This is a genomic window from Roseofilum sp. KMC-1, from assembly GCF_057802075.1.
Genome location: NZ_CM173605.1, coordinates 2933922 through 2952770 on the forward strand (window position 1 = coordinate 2933922; position 18849 = coordinate 2952770).

General features: G+C 44.9%; 17 protein-coding genes and 1 other RNA gene. 10 read left to right on the forward strand and 8 right to left on the reverse strand.

Annotated elements, in window-relative coordinates:
* Positions 1 to 66: 66 nt before the first annotated feature.
* The 6 genes from AC3FZD_RS13720 to ssrA all read right to left on the reverse strand — a co-directional run bounded on the left by AC3FZD_RS13720 (position 67) and on the right by ssrA (position 8530).
* A complete protein-coding gene (locus AC3FZD_RS13720) occupies positions 67 to 1986 on the reverse strand; it encodes a diguanylate cyclase (RefSeq protein WP_488736578.1) in 1920 nt (639 codons plus the stop codon).
* Between the two features lie 142 nt (positions 1987 to 2128).
* Positions 2129 to 2584 carry a response regulator gene (locus AC3FZD_RS13725; RefSeq protein ID WP_488736579.1) on the reverse strand — a complete coding sequence of 152 codons (456 nt, stop codon included), beginning with the start codon at positions 2582 to 2584 and terminating at the stop codon, positions 2129 to 2131.
* A 12-nt stretch (positions 2585 to 2596) separates the two neighbouring features.
* On the reverse strand, positions 2597 to 5863 hold the full coding sequence (locus tag AC3FZD_RS13730; RefSeq protein ID WP_488736580.1) for a PAS domain-containing sensor histidine kinase: 3267 nt from the start codon (positions 5861 to 5863) through the stop codon (positions 2597 to 2599).
* A 166-nt stretch (positions 5864 to 6029) separates the two neighbouring features.
* Positions 6030 to 6419, reverse strand: coding sequence for a DUF1823 family protein (locus AC3FZD_RS13735; RefSeq protein WP_488736581.1), 390 nt, complete (start codon positions 6417 to 6419; stop codon positions 6030 to 6032).
* A gap of 225 nt (positions 6420 to 6644) precedes the next feature.
* The gene (locus tag AC3FZD_RS13740; RefSeq protein ID WP_488736582.1) at positions 6645 to 8039 is read right to left on the reverse strand and encodes an NCS2 family permease; all 1395 of its coding nucleotides are present in this window, start codon (positions 8037 to 8039) and stop codon (positions 6645 to 6647) included.
* 102 nt (positions 8040 to 8141) lie between these two features.
* Positions 8142 to 8530: a transfer-messenger RNA gene (gene ssrA, locus AC3FZD_RS13745) on the reverse strand.
* Between the two features lie 168 nt (positions 8531 to 8698).
* Here ssrA and AC3FZD_RS13750 point away from each other — a divergent pair.
* Complete coding sequence (locus tag AC3FZD_RS13750) at positions 8699 to 9550, forward strand: Npun_R2479 family HD domain-containing metalloprotein (RefSeq protein ID WP_488736583.1); 852 nt, start codon at positions 8699 to 8701, stop codon at positions 9548 to 9550.
* Positions 9551 to 9567: 17 nt separating this feature from the next.
* Here AC3FZD_RS13750 and AC3FZD_RS13755 read toward each other — a convergent pair whose 3' ends face one another.
* Complete coding sequence (locus AC3FZD_RS13755; protein ID WP_488736584.1) at positions 9568 to 9867, reverse strand: TMEM165/GDT1 family protein; 300 nt, start codon at positions 9865 to 9867, stop codon at positions 9568 to 9570.
* 120 nt (positions 9868 to 9987) lie between these two features.
* Between AC3FZD_RS13755 and AC3FZD_RS13760 the strand changes: the two genes are divergently transcribed.
* From AC3FZD_RS13760 to AC3FZD_RS13795, 8 genes are all read left to right on the forward strand, one after another.
* Positions 9988 to 10809 (forward strand): PP2C family protein-serine/threonine phosphatase, encoded by an 822-nt coding sequence (locus AC3FZD_RS13760; RefSeq protein WP_488736585.1) that lies wholly within the window; start codon positions 9988 to 9990, stop codon positions 10807 to 10809.
* A 21-nt stretch (positions 10810 to 10830) separates the two neighbouring features.
* Entirely contained in the window at positions 10831 to 12027 is a 1197-nt protein-coding gene (locus tag AC3FZD_RS13765) for a protein kinase domain-containing protein (protein WP_488736586.1), read from the forward strand.
* 156 nt (positions 12028 to 12183) lie between these two features.
* Complete coding sequence (locus tag AC3FZD_RS13770) at positions 12184 to 12990, forward strand: VWA domain-containing protein (protein WP_488736587.1); 807 nt, start codon at positions 12184 to 12186, stop codon at positions 12988 to 12990.
* A 178-nt stretch (positions 12991 to 13168) separates the two neighbouring features.
* Entirely contained in the window at positions 13169 to 13615 is a 447-nt protein-coding gene (locus AC3FZD_RS13775) for a putative toxin-antitoxin system toxin component, PIN family (RefSeq protein WP_488736588.1), read from the forward strand.
* Positions 13612 to 13860, forward strand: coding sequence for a CopG family transcriptional regulator (locus tag AC3FZD_RS13780; RefSeq protein WP_488736589.1), 249 nt, complete (start codon positions 13612 to 13614; stop codon positions 13858 to 13860). Before AC3FZD_RS13775 ends, AC3FZD_RS13780 begins: the two co-directional genes overlap by 4 nt.
* 192 nt (positions 13861 to 14052) lie before the next feature.
* Positions 14053 to 14370: a nucleotidyltransferase family protein gene (locus AC3FZD_RS13785; protein WP_488736590.1), complete on the forward strand. Its 318-nt coding sequence runs from the start codon at positions 14053 to 14055 to the stop codon at positions 14368 to 14370.
* Positions 14367 to 14714 (forward strand): HepT-like ribonuclease domain-containing protein, encoded by a 348-nt coding sequence (locus tag AC3FZD_RS13790; protein WP_488736591.1) that lies wholly within the window; start codon positions 14367 to 14369, stop codon positions 14712 to 14714. Before AC3FZD_RS13785 ends, AC3FZD_RS13790 begins: the two co-directional genes overlap by 4 nt.
* Positions 14715 to 15007: 293 nt before the next feature.
* On the forward strand, positions 15008 to 16798 hold the full coding sequence (locus AC3FZD_RS13795) for an SUMF1/EgtB/PvdO family nonheme iron enzyme (protein ID WP_488736592.1): 1791 nt from the start codon (positions 15008 to 15010) through the stop codon (positions 16796 to 16798).
* Positions 16799 to 17257: 459 nt separating this feature from the next.
* Here the strand turns inward: AC3FZD_RS13795 and msrB are convergent, their stop codons facing one another.
* Positions 17258 to 17668 (reverse strand): peptide-methionine (R)-S-oxide reductase MsrB, encoded by a 411-nt coding sequence (msrB, locus tag AC3FZD_RS13800; protein WP_488736593.1) that lies wholly within the window; start codon positions 17666 to 17668, stop codon positions 17258 to 17260.
* A 192-nt stretch (positions 17669 to 17860) separates the two neighbouring features.
* On the opposite strand from msrB, the gene AC3FZD_RS13805 reads away from it, so the two are divergent.
* Entirely contained in the window at positions 17861 to 18844 is a 984-nt protein-coding gene (locus tag AC3FZD_RS13805) for a M48 family metallopeptidase (RefSeq protein ID WP_488736594.1), read from the forward strand.
* Positions 18845 to 18849: the final 5 nt, after the last annotated feature.

An 18849-nucleotide genomic window follows, 5' to 3' on the forward strand; every position in this document is an offset into this window, starting at 1 on the left:
CGCTACCCCAGTCTAGATGCACCTTCAAGGGCATCATAACCCTAATTGACATAAATTGTTGAAAGCCTAAGCAAAACTCGAATAACTATCTAAGCTGAATCCATGGGTTTGAATCATATTCCGTCCCTGAGCTTTAGATTGATAGAGGGCTTCATCCGCATCGATCAGTAATTGGTAGGGTTCCCTATCTAGTTTAGGGGTTTGGCAAGCGACTCCTAGGGATAAGGTAATATAAGAGTGGATCGGGGAACCCAAATGCTTGATTTTGAGGTGATTAATCTGCTCCTGGATTTTATTGGCGACTTGTAGAGCGCCTTCAAGGGGAGTGTTAGGGAGAACCACTACAAATTCTTCTCCACCATACCGAGCGACTAAATCGGCTGGACGTTGAGCGGAGGAGGCGATCGCCTCGGCGACTTGCCGCAAGCAGTCATCTCCGGCTTGATGCCCATAGGTATCATTATAGAGCTTGAAATGATCGACATCGCAGAGAATAATCGATAGGGGAGCGCCCTCACGAGCCAGTCTGCCCCATTCCAGGACTAAGTATTGATCGAAGCGTCGCCGATTGGCAATACCCGTTAAGCCGTCTTGGGTTGCCATTTGTTGGAGTACGCGATTGGTTTGGGCCAATTGTTGATAGAGTTGTCCTTGACGGATGGCGATCGCCACTTGAGCTGTAATTTTTTGCAACAGTTCCAGTTGATCCTCCCCCCAAGAACGAGGGGACTGGCAATCCTGTAAGGCTAAAAGTCCCCATAAAGATTCTGGTTTTTTTTGTAATAATTCTTCTGGATATTCTAGCCCAAACTCTCCATCCGGTAGGGGTAACTCAAAGCATTTAATTTGAATCACCAATTGGGATTTTACATACCATTGCTGCAATTTTTCTTGAAATGCAGAACCCCCTTGAGTTTCTTCAATCACTCCCAATTTTAACTCTGATTCTGGTCTATAATCTAGCACTTCTTCGAGGTTCACTTTCTCAATGGTTTCCCCCATAATGGAGACACAACCCGGCGCTACTGATTCTACCAAAACGGTTAAGTTCTGTTCTGGGTGCAAACGATAAATTAACACTCGATCCACTTGTAGCAGTTTCTGTATTTCCTCAACTGTTGTTTTTAAGATATCTTGTAAATTTAGGGATTGGCGGATTTTTTGAGCAATTGCACTAAAGGTTTTTTCCTGTTGGGCTTGTTTTCTTAAAATCAATTCTACTTGTTTGCTATCCGTAATATCTCGACCCACTGCTTGATACTCAGCTAGAGTATTCTGGGAAGTGAAAATTCCTCGAATTGTCCAAGATTGCCAAATGACATGGGGAGTATGGGAATCAATCGGTAATTCTAGGGTAATGGTTGGACTTTTTGGAGTGATTTGGTTTAACTGATCCTGAAGTTGATGCCAGTCTTGGGCAAATAGCCCAGAGGAGAGACACTCACCCACTAAGGCTTCTGGGGACTGATAGCAAAATGAACTAAAAGCTCGGTTAATAAAGGTCAGGGTTCCATCGGTTAAAAATCGGCAAATCAATTCTGTTTGATCTTCAATAATGCCTCGGTAGCGAGCTTCACTTTGCCGTAATTTTTCTAGAGTTTCTTTGCGTTTGATAGCATAATGAATAGCGCGGGTGAGCATGTTGGGACGTAATTCATTCTTGAAAATATAATCTTGTGCCCCCGCTTTGAGTGCTGAGATTGCGGTCATTTCATCTTCTAAACCGGTGAGGACAATTAAGGGAATATGAGGCGCTCGTTGATACATAACCTGACAAGTTTCTAAGCCTCTGGCATCGGGTAAAGATAAATCTAATAAAATGACGGCATAGGAATTTTTGACCACCCATTCTATGGCTTGGGCTAGGGTTTCCACATGATCGATTTGGTAATAAAATTCTTGTGTTCGCCTGAGTAAGGTTTGAATCAGATGAACATCGGCAGGATTATCTTCAATCAAGAGTACATTTAGGGTAATTTGATCCACGTGCCTTAATCCCTTGACTATCTTCAATGCAACAGGCTGATTGATAAAGAATTATACATGACCTTGAGTTTAATTTGCTCTGATGCTTAAATTACCGTATTTTTGATGTAATTATTAGTATCATAATGATTTCATTATCAGGTTAGAATATTTTGCCCGGTATGGGGGGAAGCTTAACAGAAGTTAACCAAAATTTTTCGATCAGATGAACTAAGTGTTGGAACTGATAAAAAGAAGAGGGTTTATTCAGATAACAATTGGCCTGATTTTGATAACTTGCCAGAATATCGGCTTCGTTCTCTGAGTTGCTTAACATAATTACAGGAATGACTTGTAAAGAAGGATCGGCTTTGATTTCAGCTAAGACTTCTAAGCTGGTTTTAGTGGGTAGCTTAAAGTCTAACAGAATGATATGGGGGCGCGGACTTTGCTCGTAGGGGGGCTGCTGATGCAAAAAGGCGATCGCCTTTTCTCCATTGTCTACCCCATGAATCTGATGCTTCATGGAACCTTCTCGAAATGCGCGTATGGTTAAGGCAGCTTGGCTCGGAGAGTCTTCGACTAACAAAATATGAACGGGTTCAGAACTGTAATTCAAAATACAAAATCGTCATCGGGTGCGATCGGCAATTGTAAAATAAAAGGTTGCTCCCTGGTTCAGGTGGGACTCTACCCAAATCTTTCCGCCGTGGCGCATAATAATCTTATGACAAATGGCTAACCCAATGCCTGTACCTGGAAAGCTGCTTTGGGAATGGAGCCTTTGAAATAGAACAAAGATGCGCTCGGCATAGCGAGGATCAATACCAATGCCATTGTCTTGTACCCAAAAGAGCCAGTGGGAATCTTGACGTTTGGCTCCGAGGTGAATTTCTAGGGGGCGATCGCCGCGAAATTTAATGGCATTACTGCATAAATTTTGCCACAGTTGCAGCATCTGGGAGCGATCGGCGGAAATGGTGGGCAAGGGATCGCGGGTAATGGTGGCAGAACTTTCTTGGATCGCCACATTTAAGTTCATGAATACCTGCTCTATGACTTCCTCAAGATGGGTGGGGATCATTTCTTGAGCGCGAGTTCCTACCCGCGAAAAGGTTAGTAAATCCCGAATTAAGCCTTGCATCCGCTCTCCTTCACTGAGGATGAAGTGCAGATAATTTTGTCCTTCATCATCGAGAAGAGTGCCATAATCTTCTTTCAAGAGTTGACTGAAGCTGACGACTCCTCGTAGGGGTTCCTGTAAATCATGGGAGGCAATATAGGCAAATTGCTGTAATTCAGCATTAGAACGGGCTAATTCTTGCTGTTGACGAATTTGTTGGGCGATCGCCTCTTGACGGGCAGTATGGGTATAGAGCATTTCTCCCACGACCTGTAAAATTCTGCCATCTTCGACTGACCATTGTTTAGGGTTTTCACCATTGGACTCACATTTAATCTGTCCCCAGAGTTTTCCTGATGCTGTCCAAATGGGAACGGCTAAGAGGGAGCCAATCTGCAATGATTCTAAATAGGTTTTCTCTAACTGGGCGATCGCTGGCAAATCATCGAGATGATTAATAATCAAAATATCCTCTTGGCGCAGAGTCTCAAACCACCAGCTAAAAGGAGCAATATCCAGATTTTGAAACCGATACCGCAATGATACACTCTGAGGATCGCACCATTCATCGGTTAAACTGAACTGGGTTTCTTCTGGGTTCAAGCGAATTAAATAGGCTCGACTGGCTCCCATGGCTTTACCCGGAATTCCCAAGAGATCGTCAAAGTTGAGGGTATCATGGCGGGTTAACCATTTCGAGACTTCTGATAGGGCCGTTTCTAGTTTAAGGCGATATTTTAAGGCTTCTTCGGCTTGTTTGCGATCGGTAATATCTTCTGCAATTCCTGCCACTCGTTCAATATTTCCCCATTGATCTTGGATGGGAAATGCCCGATCCCAAATCCACCGGGTTTGGCCATGGGGAGTGCGAATTCGATATTCACAAAAGGTATGTTCGCCCTGCATTTGTTGCTCTAAGGTGGCTTGGACACGATCGCGATCTTGGGGATCAATGGTATCTAACCTGGAAAAATGAGGATCGTAGACGGATGAGAGCGATCGCCCCCAAACTTCTTCATAGGCAGGACTGATATATTCTATCTGATAAGGATGGGTCGAAGCTAACCAAAATACATCTTGAATATTATCTGCTAACTGGCGAAACCGTTGTTCGCTTTCCCTGAGTGCCTCTTCTGCTTGCCTTCGTTCTGTAATATCGCGAATACTGACCACATAAACCGGTTCACCCAACCAATAGGTTTGAGAAACACTCATTTCTCCCACACCGATTATATTATTCCCTTGAAGTAAATCAATTTCCGTCACCTTCCCCACCGTCAGGGGTTGACCAAATTCATGATGCACTAAACTGGCGATCGGACGATTAAACAACTGAGCGGCTGAGGGATTCACAAATTGAATCACACCCTGAAGATCCACAATCAGTAACCCATCTGAAGCACTATTAATAATCGTATGCAGTCGTGCTTCACTTTCCCACAGTTGCAATTCACTCAATTTATGGGTGGTAATATCAATGGCTGTCCCTAAAATTTCGATCGGAACCCCTTCTTGATTGCGCTTAAAGACCATATTGCGCGATCGCAACCAAACCCAAGACCCATTCTGATGACGCATCCGATATTCGACTTCCTGAATTTCCCCATCTGCCAACCTTAACCAGTCCTGTTTAAGATTTTCAATTAACTCCACTTCACCCGGATGATAAATATTCCTAAAAAAATAAGCTCCTTGGGAATAAATATCTTCAGGAGCATAACCTAACATACTTTCTAGAGATCGATTAACATAAATATTTTTCTCCCTTTGTAAATCATACAAATACAGCAACTCCGGGGAAGCATCCGTCAGTTGTTCAATAAATCGTTTACTTTGGCGTAATTCTTCCTCTGTCCGTTTGCGATCCGTAATATCTCGATAAATACTCAAATACCAACATCGATCTTCTTCCCAAATTATAGAGGTAGAAACCAACAAGGTTTTCTCTTCTCCATCTTTAGTCCGAATTACAGTTTCTAGATCCTCTATTTTGCCGCATTTTCGTACTTGCAGAATCTGAGCGGTGGCTTTTCTTAAATCTTCTGGATTAGGATAAAGTAAACTTAAAAAATTATCCATTTTATTGACTTCTTCTTGAGTATATCCAGTCAGAGTTTCCATCTTGGGATTAAAAATACTAAAATATCCCCGTTCATCACTGAGGGTGATTCCTTCTCCCACTGTCTTAATCACCATTAATAGGCGATCGAGTAACCCCTTGATTAAATTAGAACTCTGCTTTTGAGCGGTAATATCCGTATCTGTACCTGCCATACGATAAGGCTTACCTTCCCCATCACGGAAAGCAATTCCCCTAGCTAAAATCCAGCGAATGCTCCCATCCTTATGCACCATCCGATGCTCAACTTCATATAGAGAACTTAACCCCTGTAAATGTTCTTGGGCTAACTTCAGGGTCATCTCTCGATCTTCGGGATAAACTAATTCTGACCAGGGTTCGATAAAATTAGGGATTTCCTCATCTCCATATCCTAAAATGCCTTTTAAGTTAGGAGAAATATAAATTTCATTAGTCTCTAAATTCCAATCCCAAACTCCCACCTGACTGCTGGAAATCGCTAGAGTATACCGTTCTTCAATTTGATTAAGTGAATGTCTTAATCTTTGGTTTTCTGCCCTGATTTGCTGTAATTCCATCTTCACACAAGCGAGACGCTCGCCCATCTGATGCATACAGGAAATGTTCTGTAGATTCCCAAAATCAACATCAGAGTATTCGGTTAGAGGATGGCTTAAACTTCCTGAGCTATTCATGAATCATTTCTCCTATTTTGCATAATTAAGTATCTAGTTTTATCGATCGACTATGTAGATCAAAAATCAGGATTAAGTTAACCTTACATCAATAGGAATATAGGAATAATTTAAAACAGTTCAGGAATTTAATTTATCAAAAAATTAAACAAATCTTGAAGATCTCCTAGAATTCTCTTGACTGATGAATTTTACGATAACTGAGCAACCAATTAGCCATCGTTGCTCGTCGAGTTTGTCGCGGCCCAAATTCGCCAATTTTATATCCTTTAAATCCTAATTCCTGTTTGAGAAGCTGTTTGTTTTCTGGAGGAATAGAGCGAGTCAGCTTAAGGGTTGCTGGACGGGAAGCAATAAAATCGGGAGGTTCAGGATATACTTCGCCCCAATCATCAATGACTTGGCTGATATTCCAGGTTTGGCTTTCCTGATTGTAGCGATAGCCTAAATAATGCCAGACTAATTCATTAGCGATTCGATCTTCTAGGCTATTGTCTAGGCTTTCATCTACGATCGCCCAAATGGTTTCATCAGTAAGTGGAGGTAAATTAGACATAGATTGACTATATGAGCTACTTGAAAATTTGATTAAGAATGGGTTATGACCAAGGGAGGGAAACGATCGCCAAAATATTGGCGATCTCTGACATCAATAGGAGATTGTTCTCTCGTTGCATTTTATGGATTAACGAGTCAATTATATCCGTTATTCATGGTGTTGTACCTCTGGGAAATCACCACAATTCATTGATGTCTCCTTAAATGCTGGGAGATACCATACCTAGCCCCCAATCTCTAGAGCCATTAGCACAAACCGCAAGGTAAAGATTGCTGCAATCACCCATACCGCAGGACGAACTTCATGCATTTTCCCTTGAAAGGATTTGAGCAAGGGATAAGTAATAAATCCGATCGCCAATCCTTCAGCAATTGAGAAACTCAAAGGTATAAACACTAACGTTAAAAACGAAGGAATAGACTCCGCCGGATCGTCCCAATGAATTGACCGTACACTCCCCATCATCAGCACCCCAATAATGACTAATGCGGGGGCAGTGGCAAAGGGAGGAATACCGGAAATTAGGGGAATAAAGAAGATTGACAGGGCAAAGAACAGGGCTGTAACCACGGCTGTAAACCCCGATCGCCCCCCCTCAGAAATTCCCGCAGCCGACTCAATATAAGTGGTTACTGTGGATGTGCCTAAAATTGCTCCGACTGTTGTTCCCACTGCATCTGCCATAAACGCTTCACTGGCACGGGGTAGCTCGCCCCGGTCATTAATCAAACCGGCTTTCATGCCAATCCCGGCTAAGGTTCCTACCGTATCAAATAGATCTACAAACAGCAACACAAACACAATGGCTAACAGATCCCAAAAGGGGACTTGATTCAGTTGGGTTAATCCCACAAACGCTTGGCCGAACAAATCGCCGGGCCATTGAGGAAAGGCCAAAACTCCACTGGGTAGGGGGGCAATACCCAAAATCCAGGCCAAAACTGCTGTAGCTAAAATTCCTAACAACAGGGCCCCACGAATCCGCCGAGCCAGAAATGCAGCCGTAATCAAGATACCAAAAATCGCCATTAATGCCACGGGGTTACTTAACTCTCCTAAAGCCGTTGTAGTGACCTCATTAGCCACAATCAAGCCCCCATTTTTGAGACCAATATAGGTAATAAATAAACCAATCCCGGCGGAGGTAGAGTGCTTAATACAAGCGGGAATTGCGGTGATAATTTGAGCGCGAATACTGGAGAGAGTTAAGCCGATAAAAATTAGACCTTCAAGCAAAACAGCTGTTAAGGCCACCCGCCAATCAATCTCTAATCTGAGGACAATGGAAAAGGTAAAGTAGGCGTTTAATCCCATGCCGGGAGCCAGGGCAAAGGGGTATTTGGCATAACATCCCATCACTAAAGAGGCGATCGCCGATGACAAGGCCGTAGCGATCACCAACTCTCCGAATAAATCACGACTTTCTCGTAAAAAAATAGCATTCGACAAAATATCGGGGTTGACGACCAAAATATAAGCCATGGTAATAAATGTCGTCGCTCCAGCCAGAACTTCCGTCTGCCAACTGGTATTCAAAACATCCCATTGGAAAAACTCAGCCATTCTTTCTAGGAAAGACAAGGAAGGAGACTGAGGGTGTTCTTGCTCTTCATTCATAAATGTTCAAACTAAGCGGTTCGCCCACACCATACCACTGTCTCCCCTCATACAGAGCAACCCTGAATACAAAATTCAGGGGGAGGGGGGAACATGGATTAAAAATGGAGCTGGGCAGAATCGAACTGCCGTCCGCAATAGTTATTACTCTCTGCTCATTCACAAGCTTATCCCATCTTAATCCTCTGGGAAGGAACCATTCTTGACCCCGAATGGCGGGGATTTCTAGTAAAGTCTTAACCCTTCAACTGACTAGAAACGGTTTCAGGGAGCATCCGTTGGGGTTTCACCACAGCCTTTAACGGAGTCAGACTATGATGGCTCGCGCCTGTTTGAGGCTAGATTTAGGCTACAGCAGCAGCCTTACGAGCAAAAGGAACGATGTTGTTCGCAGTTACATTTGTTTTGAGCCTTGATTTACGAGAGGGGACTCACTCTCGGCTTGTATCACAGAACAGCTTTCACTATCCCGTCGAAACCATTACAGCCCCAAGCGCGATCGCAATCACTGATTTTGAACACTTAACCCAATTATAACCCTAGCAATGGCTAAACGGCCAAATTCGTCTAGAGGGCATCTGAGCAGTTAGGGTCTAAAATAAAAAAACCATCAACAATTCTATCGATCGAAGTTCCAGTAGGGTCTAACCAGGGACATCATGTTAAACACCACAGAAATTCTGATTAACCATTTTGTTGAGCAAGTCAAAGAAGGGTATCGCCGTACCTACGGCGGCTGGAAACATGACTATGAAGATATTATTGGCTGGGCCGCTAACATGGCTTTGGAAAATATCGCTAATAGTGATGCCCTCTACCATAATGTAGAACATACGATTTTAGTCACCTTAGTGGGCCAAGAGGTGATCCGAGGACGACATATCCGCGAAGGGGGCGTATCCTGCGAAGATTGGCTCCATTTTATTATTTCCTTGCTCTGTCATGATATTGGCTATGTGAGGGGGGTTTGTCGCCAAGATCGAGAAGGTCTTTATGCTACGGGTAAGGATGGGGCAATGGTGTCTTTACCTCCAGGGGCTTCAGATGCGGGGATGACTCCCTACCATGTAGACCGGGGCAAGTTGTTTATTGAGGAACGGTTTGGAGGCCATAAGTTAATTGATGCAGATGTGATTAAGCGCAATATTGAACTGACTCGTTTTCCAGTTCCCAAGGATAGCGATCATCAAACTACGAGTGATTATCCGGGATTGATTCGAGCGGCCGATTTGATTGGGCAATTGAGCGATCCTCGATATTTGCAGAAAATTAGCGCTCTGTATTATGAGTTTGTGGAAACGGGAGCGGCAAAGGCTCTCAATTATCGCCATCCTGAAGATTTACGCAATAATTATCCTAAGTTTTATTGGCATGGGGTTTTTCCTTATATTAAGGAGGGTTTGAGTTATTTGGAGTTAACCCAAGAAGGGAAACAGGTGATTGCGAATTTGTATGCCAATGTGTTCCGGGTGGAACATCAGCCGAATCCGTCGTTACAGATGATTGTTTGATTGTTTAAGGGGAGGATCTAATCGGGATCGAAGTCTTGGGGGATGTCTTTTTCTGGCCAGAGTAATAGTACGGCCATAATGGCGAATCCTAGGGCGGCGATCGCCTTTAGCAGCTTTGTGGGTAAAATGGCTGCGGTTCCTTCACCTACAATTACCCCTAGAAAACTGGCTAATAGTAGCGCTGCTGCTGTTCCCAGGAAGACAGCGCGGGGGGAGCGGGATGTGCCACTGATGGCGATCGCCGCTACCTGACTTTTATCTCCCAATTCGGACAGGAAGACGGCCGCGAAACTTAAACCCAATAATTGCCAATCCATCGGTTTTCTAATTTTTTGACTACAGCCCATCGTATCGCGTTCGGCCTCTAGGAAACCATCTACTCCCTATCAACTCTACCTTGTTACTATGGGGTCATTACTCATCACTGATTACCCATTATGAACGAGTTTTATACCATTCGCTCGGAAGTCAATCAACGACCCAATAATGAAGATAGTTTTTTAGCTCTGGAGTTGAACCCCCCCAATAGCCCTTATCCCCTGTGGGTTCTAGCGGTGGCTGATGGCATGGGAGGCCATGCCAGGGGAGAGGATGTCAGTCGGGAAGCTCTACGCAGGTTGGGAGTGTCTCTATTTGAACAGCTCTGTCTGACTCCAGCTCTGAATCAGGAGAAAATGGATAGTCTGCGGATGGAAACTCTGGGTCTGGCGCTTCAGGAAGCCCTAGAGCAAGCCAATGATTTTGTGCGCCGGATGGCGAAGGCAAACCGGTGGGGGAAAGCGGGAACTACGGTAGTAGCGGTGTTAATTTGGAGACATCGAGCGGTAGCCACAGCGATCGGCGATAGTCCCTTGTTTCATTATCGCCGGGGCGATCGCACTGTAAAGCAACTCAGCCTCGATCATACCGTGGCGGCTGCTTTGGTGCGCGGGGGCATGATTACGCCGGAAATGGGCCGGTATCATGAGGGACGCAATCAGTTAGAATTTTATCTCGGTCGGGAGACACTGCCGGGAGATCCACTGATAGAGATTGCCTTGGAACCCGGCGATCGCCTCCTCCTTTGCACGGATGGCATTAGTAGCCCTATTGACAGCTTACAATTGCTCTCTTGTTTAACCATTGCCTCCCTTCCTGAATCTGCTCAAGCCTTAATTGATACCGCACAAAAAGCAGGATCGACGGATAATCAGACGCTGATTATCTGGCAATCTGGGGATTCGGCAATGAGTCAAGCAACCGTACAACAGGTCAATTAAAAATTAAAAAAGAGGTGAATTATGGCGGATACTTTAGCCGTGACAGTGGGTGGAATTATTCCTGTTGATATTAGTGAAATTCAGAAAGTTGAGTTGCTAGAATTGTTAGGGGTAGGGGGCTTTGGTTCCGTTTGGAAAGTTAAAGATTGTGCCAGTAATACCCTCTATGTTCTCAAGATTATTATGGGGTTGAAAGAAGGCAGTATTATGGTGGAACGGGTGCGGTTAGAAGCCTCAGTAAAAATCCCTTCGCCCCATATTGTGCCAGTGGTGGGGTTGCGAGAGTGGGATAGTCATACCTTTTTAATTTTGTTTGCCTATTCTCCAGGGAAATCCTTAGATCAATTCATTACCGAGGCAGGACTAACCGCCCGACAAAAAGGAACGATCTTTGCCGATATTCTCAAAGGCGTGAGCGCCGCTCACAACCATAATATTATCCATCGAGATTTGAAGCCTGCTAATATTTTAATCGAATCCGATGGCAAAGTCAAGATTATTGACTTCGGAATTTCTAAGTTTCGGGGTAAGGATATTACCGTCACTGGGGAATTTTTAGGAACCCCCCACTATGCCGCTCCAGAATTATTAGTCTATGGCTCCAATGTAGCCGATGCTCGTGTAGATATTTATGCCCTGGGCCATTTATTATATGAGTTATCCATGGGGGAACATTTTTGGCAGCATAAGGGCTGGAATAAATTAGAGCATTTTGTCGATTATGTGAACAAGCATCCAGGTCTGGTTGATGGGATTGAGTTACATGATTTTGGCTGTGCCTTTCATCCCGAAGCGAAGAACATTTTAGCCAAAATGATTAAAATCGACCCCGAACAGCGCTATCAATCGGTAGATAGCATTTTAGAAGATTGGGGCTATTCAGTGGAAATTCCAGAATTGCCTTCGGGACTCAACTTTGAGTATCCCTTGTTAATTGTCGAGTCGATTAGTAATCGGGATGCGCGGACATTTGTCAATATTGAGCCAGGAAAGACACTAGTTTTAGGGCGAGCGGAAATTGCCGGAGCTGATAGCAGTATCAGCCGCCAACATTTAGAGTTTTCCCGCCAAAGTAATACCTATTTTGTCCGGGATAAGGGTAGTAAGAATGGGACGCTTTTGCGGGGGAAACAATTGGGAGAAGTTCGCCAACAATTGCGCCATGGCGATCGGTTGAAAGTCGGCGATGTTTTTCTACATTTCTGTTTTAGCAATTAAGAAACCCGGTTTCTGGGTGTCGTGAATATTTGCCCTCATCCCCCAACCCCTTCTCCCCTGGGAGAAGGGGAGCGGAAGTCCCTCTCCCGTGGGAGAGGGATTTAGGGAGAGGGCTTATGCTACAATAAAATAACGTCTTGCTGCGAGGATCAACTCATGAAACGATGCGATGGATGTGGGGCATCCAATGAAGATAAAGCCAAATTTTGTCAGGAATGTGGCCGAGCATTTGCAGGAGCATCTTCTCCTAGCGCCACAGTTAGCAAAACTGTAGAATCTGCTCCTGCAAAAACTACGGGTGCTACCCTCAATTTAGCAGCAAGTTTAATGACGAGAGCGCAGCAACTCGACCAAAAACGCAAAGCCGATATTCTATTTGTTCTCGACTGCACCGGGAGCATGGGTGGGGAGATTGAAGCGATTAAAGAAACGATTAGTGAATTTGCCGATTTAATTGCATCGGAAGGGGTGCGGGTGCGCGTGGGATTGGTGGCATTTCGAGATAGACTGATTCGGGAAGATCATCAGGTGTTGACGTTTGAGGGAGAGGTGTTTACCCAGAATCCAAAACTGTTCCGCGAACAAGTGTCTAAACTGAGCGCAACTGGAGGGGGAGATGCACCGGAAAGTAGTTTAGATGCGCTGATGTTAGCCCTGAATCAACCCTTTGACACAGTAGGAAATAAGGTGATTGTGTTAATCACCGATGCGCCGCCCCATATTCCTGATTTGGAAACCCAGAGTATGGAGCAAGTGGTGGCGAAGATTCAAGCAGTGGGGATACAACAATGTTATTTGGTGATTCGTACCCAAGATCCCCAAAGTCAAGTTTATTTGAAATTATTAGAAGGCGTGCGGGGGATGGCGTTTGAGTTAGGAGAAGGGGATGATTTCCGCAAGCGTGCGGAGAATTTTAAGCGCACGTTGCGGGCGTTGGGTAAGACGATTTCGGAGACAGTTTAATGAACAATGAACAATTAACAATTAACAATTAACAATTAACAATTAACAATTAACAATTAACAATTAACAATTAATTCTGTAGGGGCGGGTTTATCCAATATTTAGGATACCCAACGATTGATTTTCTAAACCCGCCCCACCCCTGCGACGGTTTTTCCGATATATCCAATTGAATGGTATGGTAATGATATATGTCTTTGACACCAATATTTGGGTTGCTGCATTAAGATCGCGTAGAGGCGCTAGTTTTCTAGTCCTTAAAGCCCTTCGTCAAAGATTAGTTATACCTGCCGTTTTGGAAGCCTTGTTTTTAGAGTATACTGAAGTCTTGAAGCGAGATGAAAATCTACAGAACTTTTGGATTTCTTCAGAAGAGGTTGACGTTGTTCTCAATGTAATTGCTGATGTCTGTCAACCGGTTCCCATTTATTTTCAGTGGCGGCCGCAGTTATCAGACCCAGATGATGAAATGGTTTTAGAATGTGCGATTAATGCCCAAGCTCAAGCAATCGTGACATTTAACACTCAGGATTTTTTGCCTGCTGCCCAATTATTTGGAATAGAAGTGGTAAAACCTGGAAGTTTAGTTCAGTCCCTAAAATTACAGGAGGAAGTTGGCGAATGAATAGTTATCTTCTACAGTTACCCGACGAATTATTGAAGGAAATTAAACATTTGGCTGAAGAAAACCAAGTTTCACTCGATCGCTGGCTATTAAGTGCTATCACTGAAAAAATAGAAGCCCACAGGACGGTTCACCTGCTGGAGAGGTATGCCAAACAAGCTGATTATAGCCGTTTTGACCAAATTTTAGATAAAATTCCTAACGCGGAACCCCTCCCTGGAGATGAATTATCAATGAACAATTAAAAATTGATTCTGTAGGGGCGAGTTTATCCAACCTCTAGAACACAAACCGAGCGACTTCCTCAACCCGCCCCACCCCCGCAAATGGTTGGGGGCAGGTTTACAAAAGTTATGGGTGGGAATTGGAGGATATGGACAAACCTGCCCCTACGGTTATTTGATATGAAGCAATTAAAAATAGATGGAGGGGATAGGATGGAGAATCACACTTCTTTACCTGTGCTGGATACTCTTGTAAAACGATTGCAGGCAACTTTACCAGATTTGAAGAAACAGTATAACATTCGGGAAATTGGGGTATTTGGTTCCTATGTTCGCGGGGAGCAAACGGCTCAAAGCGATCTAGATGTGTTGGTAGCATTTGACCCGGATTATCGTTTGGGGTTGTTGACGTTTTGTGAATTGGAGAATAAGTTGACCGATTATTTGGGGGTGAAGGTAGATTTGGTGATGAAAAGTGGATTGAAGCCCCGTATTGGCGAACGAATATTAGCTGAGGTGTGTTATCTATGAGTCGGGATATTGTTGATTATTTAGAGGATATCTTACAGAATATTGATATGGCACAAGAATTTGTCGCTGATTTAAGTTACTCGCAATTTCGAGAAGATCGACGGACGATTTACGCGGTGACACGCGCTCTAGAAATTATTGGTGAAGCAACGAAAAGTATTCCGCAAGCTGTTCGAGATCAATATGCTGCGGTTCCCTGGCGGAGTATTGCGGGAATGCGCGATAAAGTAATTCATGAATACTTTGGGGTTGATGCTCAGGTTTTATGGGATACGGTGCAAGATGATCTGCCGATTTTGAGACCAATGATTCATCGAATGCTTCAGGAGAGAATAAGAGAGTAATCAATGAACAATTAAAAATTAATTCTGTAGGGGCGGGTTAATCGAATATTTAGGACACCAAACAATCGATTTTGTAAACCCGCCCCACCCCCGCAAACGGTTGGGGGCAGGTTTACAAAAGTTATGGGTGGGAATTGGAGGATATGGACAAACCTGCCCCTACGGACATTTGGTTTCTTGCCACGGGGCAGGTTATACTGAAACTGGGGTCACCCACCCACAAGCCAATCATTGTTAATTTTTTCGGCTGTCGCCGACATGAAAATTTTTAATTTTTAATTTTTAATTGACTCATGCGCTGCTTGAAATGTCATACCGATGGACTGCCCCTGAATACTGAAATTTGTCCCACCCCTGGATGTGGCGTGCATATTCCCTCCCTGCACCGGAACTTGTTAAAGCCGAGGACAAAGTTGAAGGGAGGAGAATATGAGATAGATTATGGACTCGGACAAGGGGGGTTTGGCATCACCTACCGGGGAATTCATACTCGGTTGGAGAAAATTGTGGCGATTAAAGAATATTTTCCCCAAGAACAGGTGGTGCGTCATGGAGCGACGGGGAAAATTACGGTTCCGCGGGCGCAGGAGGAGGAGTTTCAGCGAGGAAAAGCGCGATTTTTCAAGGAAGCAAAAACCCTCGCCCAAATCAATCATGCCAATGTGGTGAGAATTGATGACTTCTTTGAGGAGGGAGATACGGCGTATTTGGTGATGGAGCTGATTCAAGGAAATAGCCTGAAGCAAATTTTAGGGCAAAAGCGGTTATCCACCGATGAAATCGAGCGGGTGATGGCGCAGGTGGTGGCAGGGTTAGGGGCAGTGCATGAAAAAAAGGTCTATCATCTGGACTTGAAGCCCGATAATCTGATGGTGACGGCTGAGGGAGTGGTGAAGATCATTGATTTTGGCGCAGCGAAACAGGTGTTGGCGACGGTGACGCACAAAAGTACCCGGCTGTTTACGGAAGGCTACACTGCACCGGAAGTGATGGGGGATGGGGAGATTGGGGCGTTTAGCGATATTTTTGAGTTGGGGATGATTTTGCATGAGATGGTGACGGGAGAGTTGCCCCCATCTGCTATTTCCCGGTTGCTGGTGCAGAAGGCTTGGCAACCCAAAAATATCCCGGAGCCTTGGTTGGGGTTGTTGAAGAGTGCGCTGCCGATGGAGCCAACAGAGAGAGCGCAGGATGTGCGTCGGTGGTGGGAGAAACCGCCACCGCCACCACCACCGCCACCACCCATCTTCCGGTTTGAAGTGCTGACAGTCAACCGACGGGGAGCAGTGGTGAAACGAGAAAACCGGGAAGCGCAGTATTTCCAGGAGAATTTGGGAGAAGGTGTCTTTTTAGATATGGTGGCGATTCCGGGGGGAACATTCCTCATGGGTTCGCCACCGGAGGAAAAGGGACGATATGATAGTGAAAGTCCCCAACATTCAGTGACGGTGCAGCCGTTTTATATGGGAAAATTTGAAGTCACCCAGGCGCAATGGCGCAGGGTAGCGTCGTTTCCCCAGGTGAAGCGTGCCCTAGAGTCGAATCCTTCTTATTTCAAGGGAGAAAACTTGCCTGTAGAACAGGTTTCATGGTATGATTGCGAGGAATTCTGCGCTAGGCTGTCCCAATATACGGGAAATTCCTATCGCTTGCCCTCAGAGGCAGAGTGGGAATATGGCTGTCGCGCCGGAACGACGACCCCATTTCATTTTGGCGAAACCCTGACTACGAATCTCGCTAATTTTAATGGGTCGAGTTTCACCTACGCCGATGAGCCGAAAGGTGAATATCGCCAGAAAACCACCCCAGTAGGCAGTTTTCCCCCCAATGGGTTTGGCTTGTATGATATGCATGGCAACCTGTGGGAGTGGTGTGCTGACCATTGGCATGATAATTATAATAACGCTCCTACTGATGGGAGTATATGGCTATCTAGCGATGAATCAAAATCAAGAGTAGTTCGCGCTGGTTCTTGGTTCAACTTTCCTAGGTTCTGTCGCTCTGCGATTCGGCTCAACAACATTCCCGGCCATCAGTACAACGACATTGGTCTGCGGGTTGTCCGTCTCCCCCCCAGGACTTAATTGCCCTTTGCCCTTTTTGCTCTTTTGCCCTCTGCTTCTTCCGCCGAAGGCGGAAAATTTTTTGGGAAAAATCGGGGTCTATTCTTAATATATATGCGGACACATTTCCTGACTATAGATCCTAGGTTAGCAGAGAATGGGGGGAAAGTCAAGGCAATTAAAAATTTTCATGTCGGCGACAGCCGAAAAAATTAAAAATGGATTTTGTAGGGGCGGGTTTATCCAACCTCTAGGACACCAAGCGAGCGATACAGCGCTTCGCGCGGTAATGAGATACAGTCGGAAAAGATCCCCCCAACCCCCCCTTTTTAAGGGGGGCAGTAAAAGTCCCCCTTTTTAAGGGGGATTTAGGGGGATCGAAATGTACCGCATAGCAGCGAAAACTGCTGTATCCTGTTCATCTCGCGCAGCGAAACCCACCCCTACCGATATACCCTGCCACAAGAGGGTATTTTATCCTCAGTCTTCCTGGGGAATAAAGTTTAAGGCAGCCGAATTCATGCAATAGCGTAACCCAGTCGGTGCGGGGCCATCGGGGAAGACATGGCCCAGATGAGCATCACAAACCGCACAAAGAACTTCCGTACGCTTCATGAAAAAGCTCCAATCATCTTTGGTGGCAATGTGTTCTTCCTGACTAGGGGCCCAAAAACTGGGCCAACCCGTACCTGAATCATACTTGGCTTCTGAGGTAAATAATTCTGCCCCACAACAAATACACTGATAGATTCCCGGTTTTTTATTGTCGTGGTAAGCCCCAGTAAATGCGGGTTCTGTCCCGTGTTTGCGCGTGACCTTAAATTGCTCTGGGGTGAGTTGCGCTTTCCATTCGGCTTCAGATTTCGAGATTTTTTCCACTGGCTTTACCATAAGAAATTCTACAGGATTAAGATACCGCCCTCGATCCTAATCATTTTTTGGCGATCGCACTAGGTGAGGATTACCCGCTCTCAGACCAAAATTTCCGAACCCCTTACAGCGCTTCCCACTGTATATTGATGTTAGTGTAGAAAGTATCCATCATCATTCTAGCCAGCCAACTCCTCTATATCATCAACCCTTATGCCCACCTATACCGGAATCTCTAGCGAAGCCTTCCGTCATCCTCTAGACTGGGAAGCCGAACAGACTTTACGCAGTTTCCCCGGATTTGATTTAGTGGCTCGCAAATTTGTAGAATTTGTTTACGAACGCCCCCAGTATATTTATCTGATGGGTAACAGTATTGAAGTAGGGCCGCGCCAATATTCTAGCATTTACCAACTGTTTCGGGAATCGGTTCGCGATCTCGATGTTTCCCCAGAACCGGGGCTATTTGTCTCCCAAAATTCCCAAGTCAATAGCTATGCTTTAGGTAAAGATAAGCCGTTTATTGTCCTGAATACAGGCTTATTAGATTTGATGACTGAAGCGGAAATTAAAACCGTTTTAGCCCATGAACTCGGTCATATTAAGTGCGGTCATACTATTCTAATTCAGATGGCGATCTGGGCGATGAATACGGCGGCAGCCATTGGCGAAATGACCTTTGGTTTAGGAAATGTGGTCAGTAGTGGTCTGATCTATGCCTTCTATGAGTGGCGACGGAAAGCTGAATTATCCGCAGATCGGGCAGCTTTGCTAGTGACAGATAATTTGCCCCTGGTAATGAGTACAATGATGAAAATGGCAGGAGGATCGAGTAAATATGGCCATGAAGTCAACCTGCAAGAATTTCTGCGCCAATCTCAAACTTATCAAGACTTGGATCGGGATAATTTGAATCAGGTTTATAAATTTCTTCTCTACAATGGAGGTCAAGGAATGCTCTTAAGTCATCCTTTTCCCGTTGACCGGCTCCAGTATCTACAATCTTGGTATGATTCTCCAGAGTATGCCCAAATTCGTCAAGGAAATTATGCTCGACAAACCGCAGAAGGCTCTGTCAATGTGGATTCATCAGAAGAACCGAAGTCTACCCAAACTGAAGCTGAGGAATTGCGCCATCAACTTGAAGAGTTGCAGCGAGAAATTGAGCGACTTAAAACCCAAAAGCAGAAGGGCTAATCTTC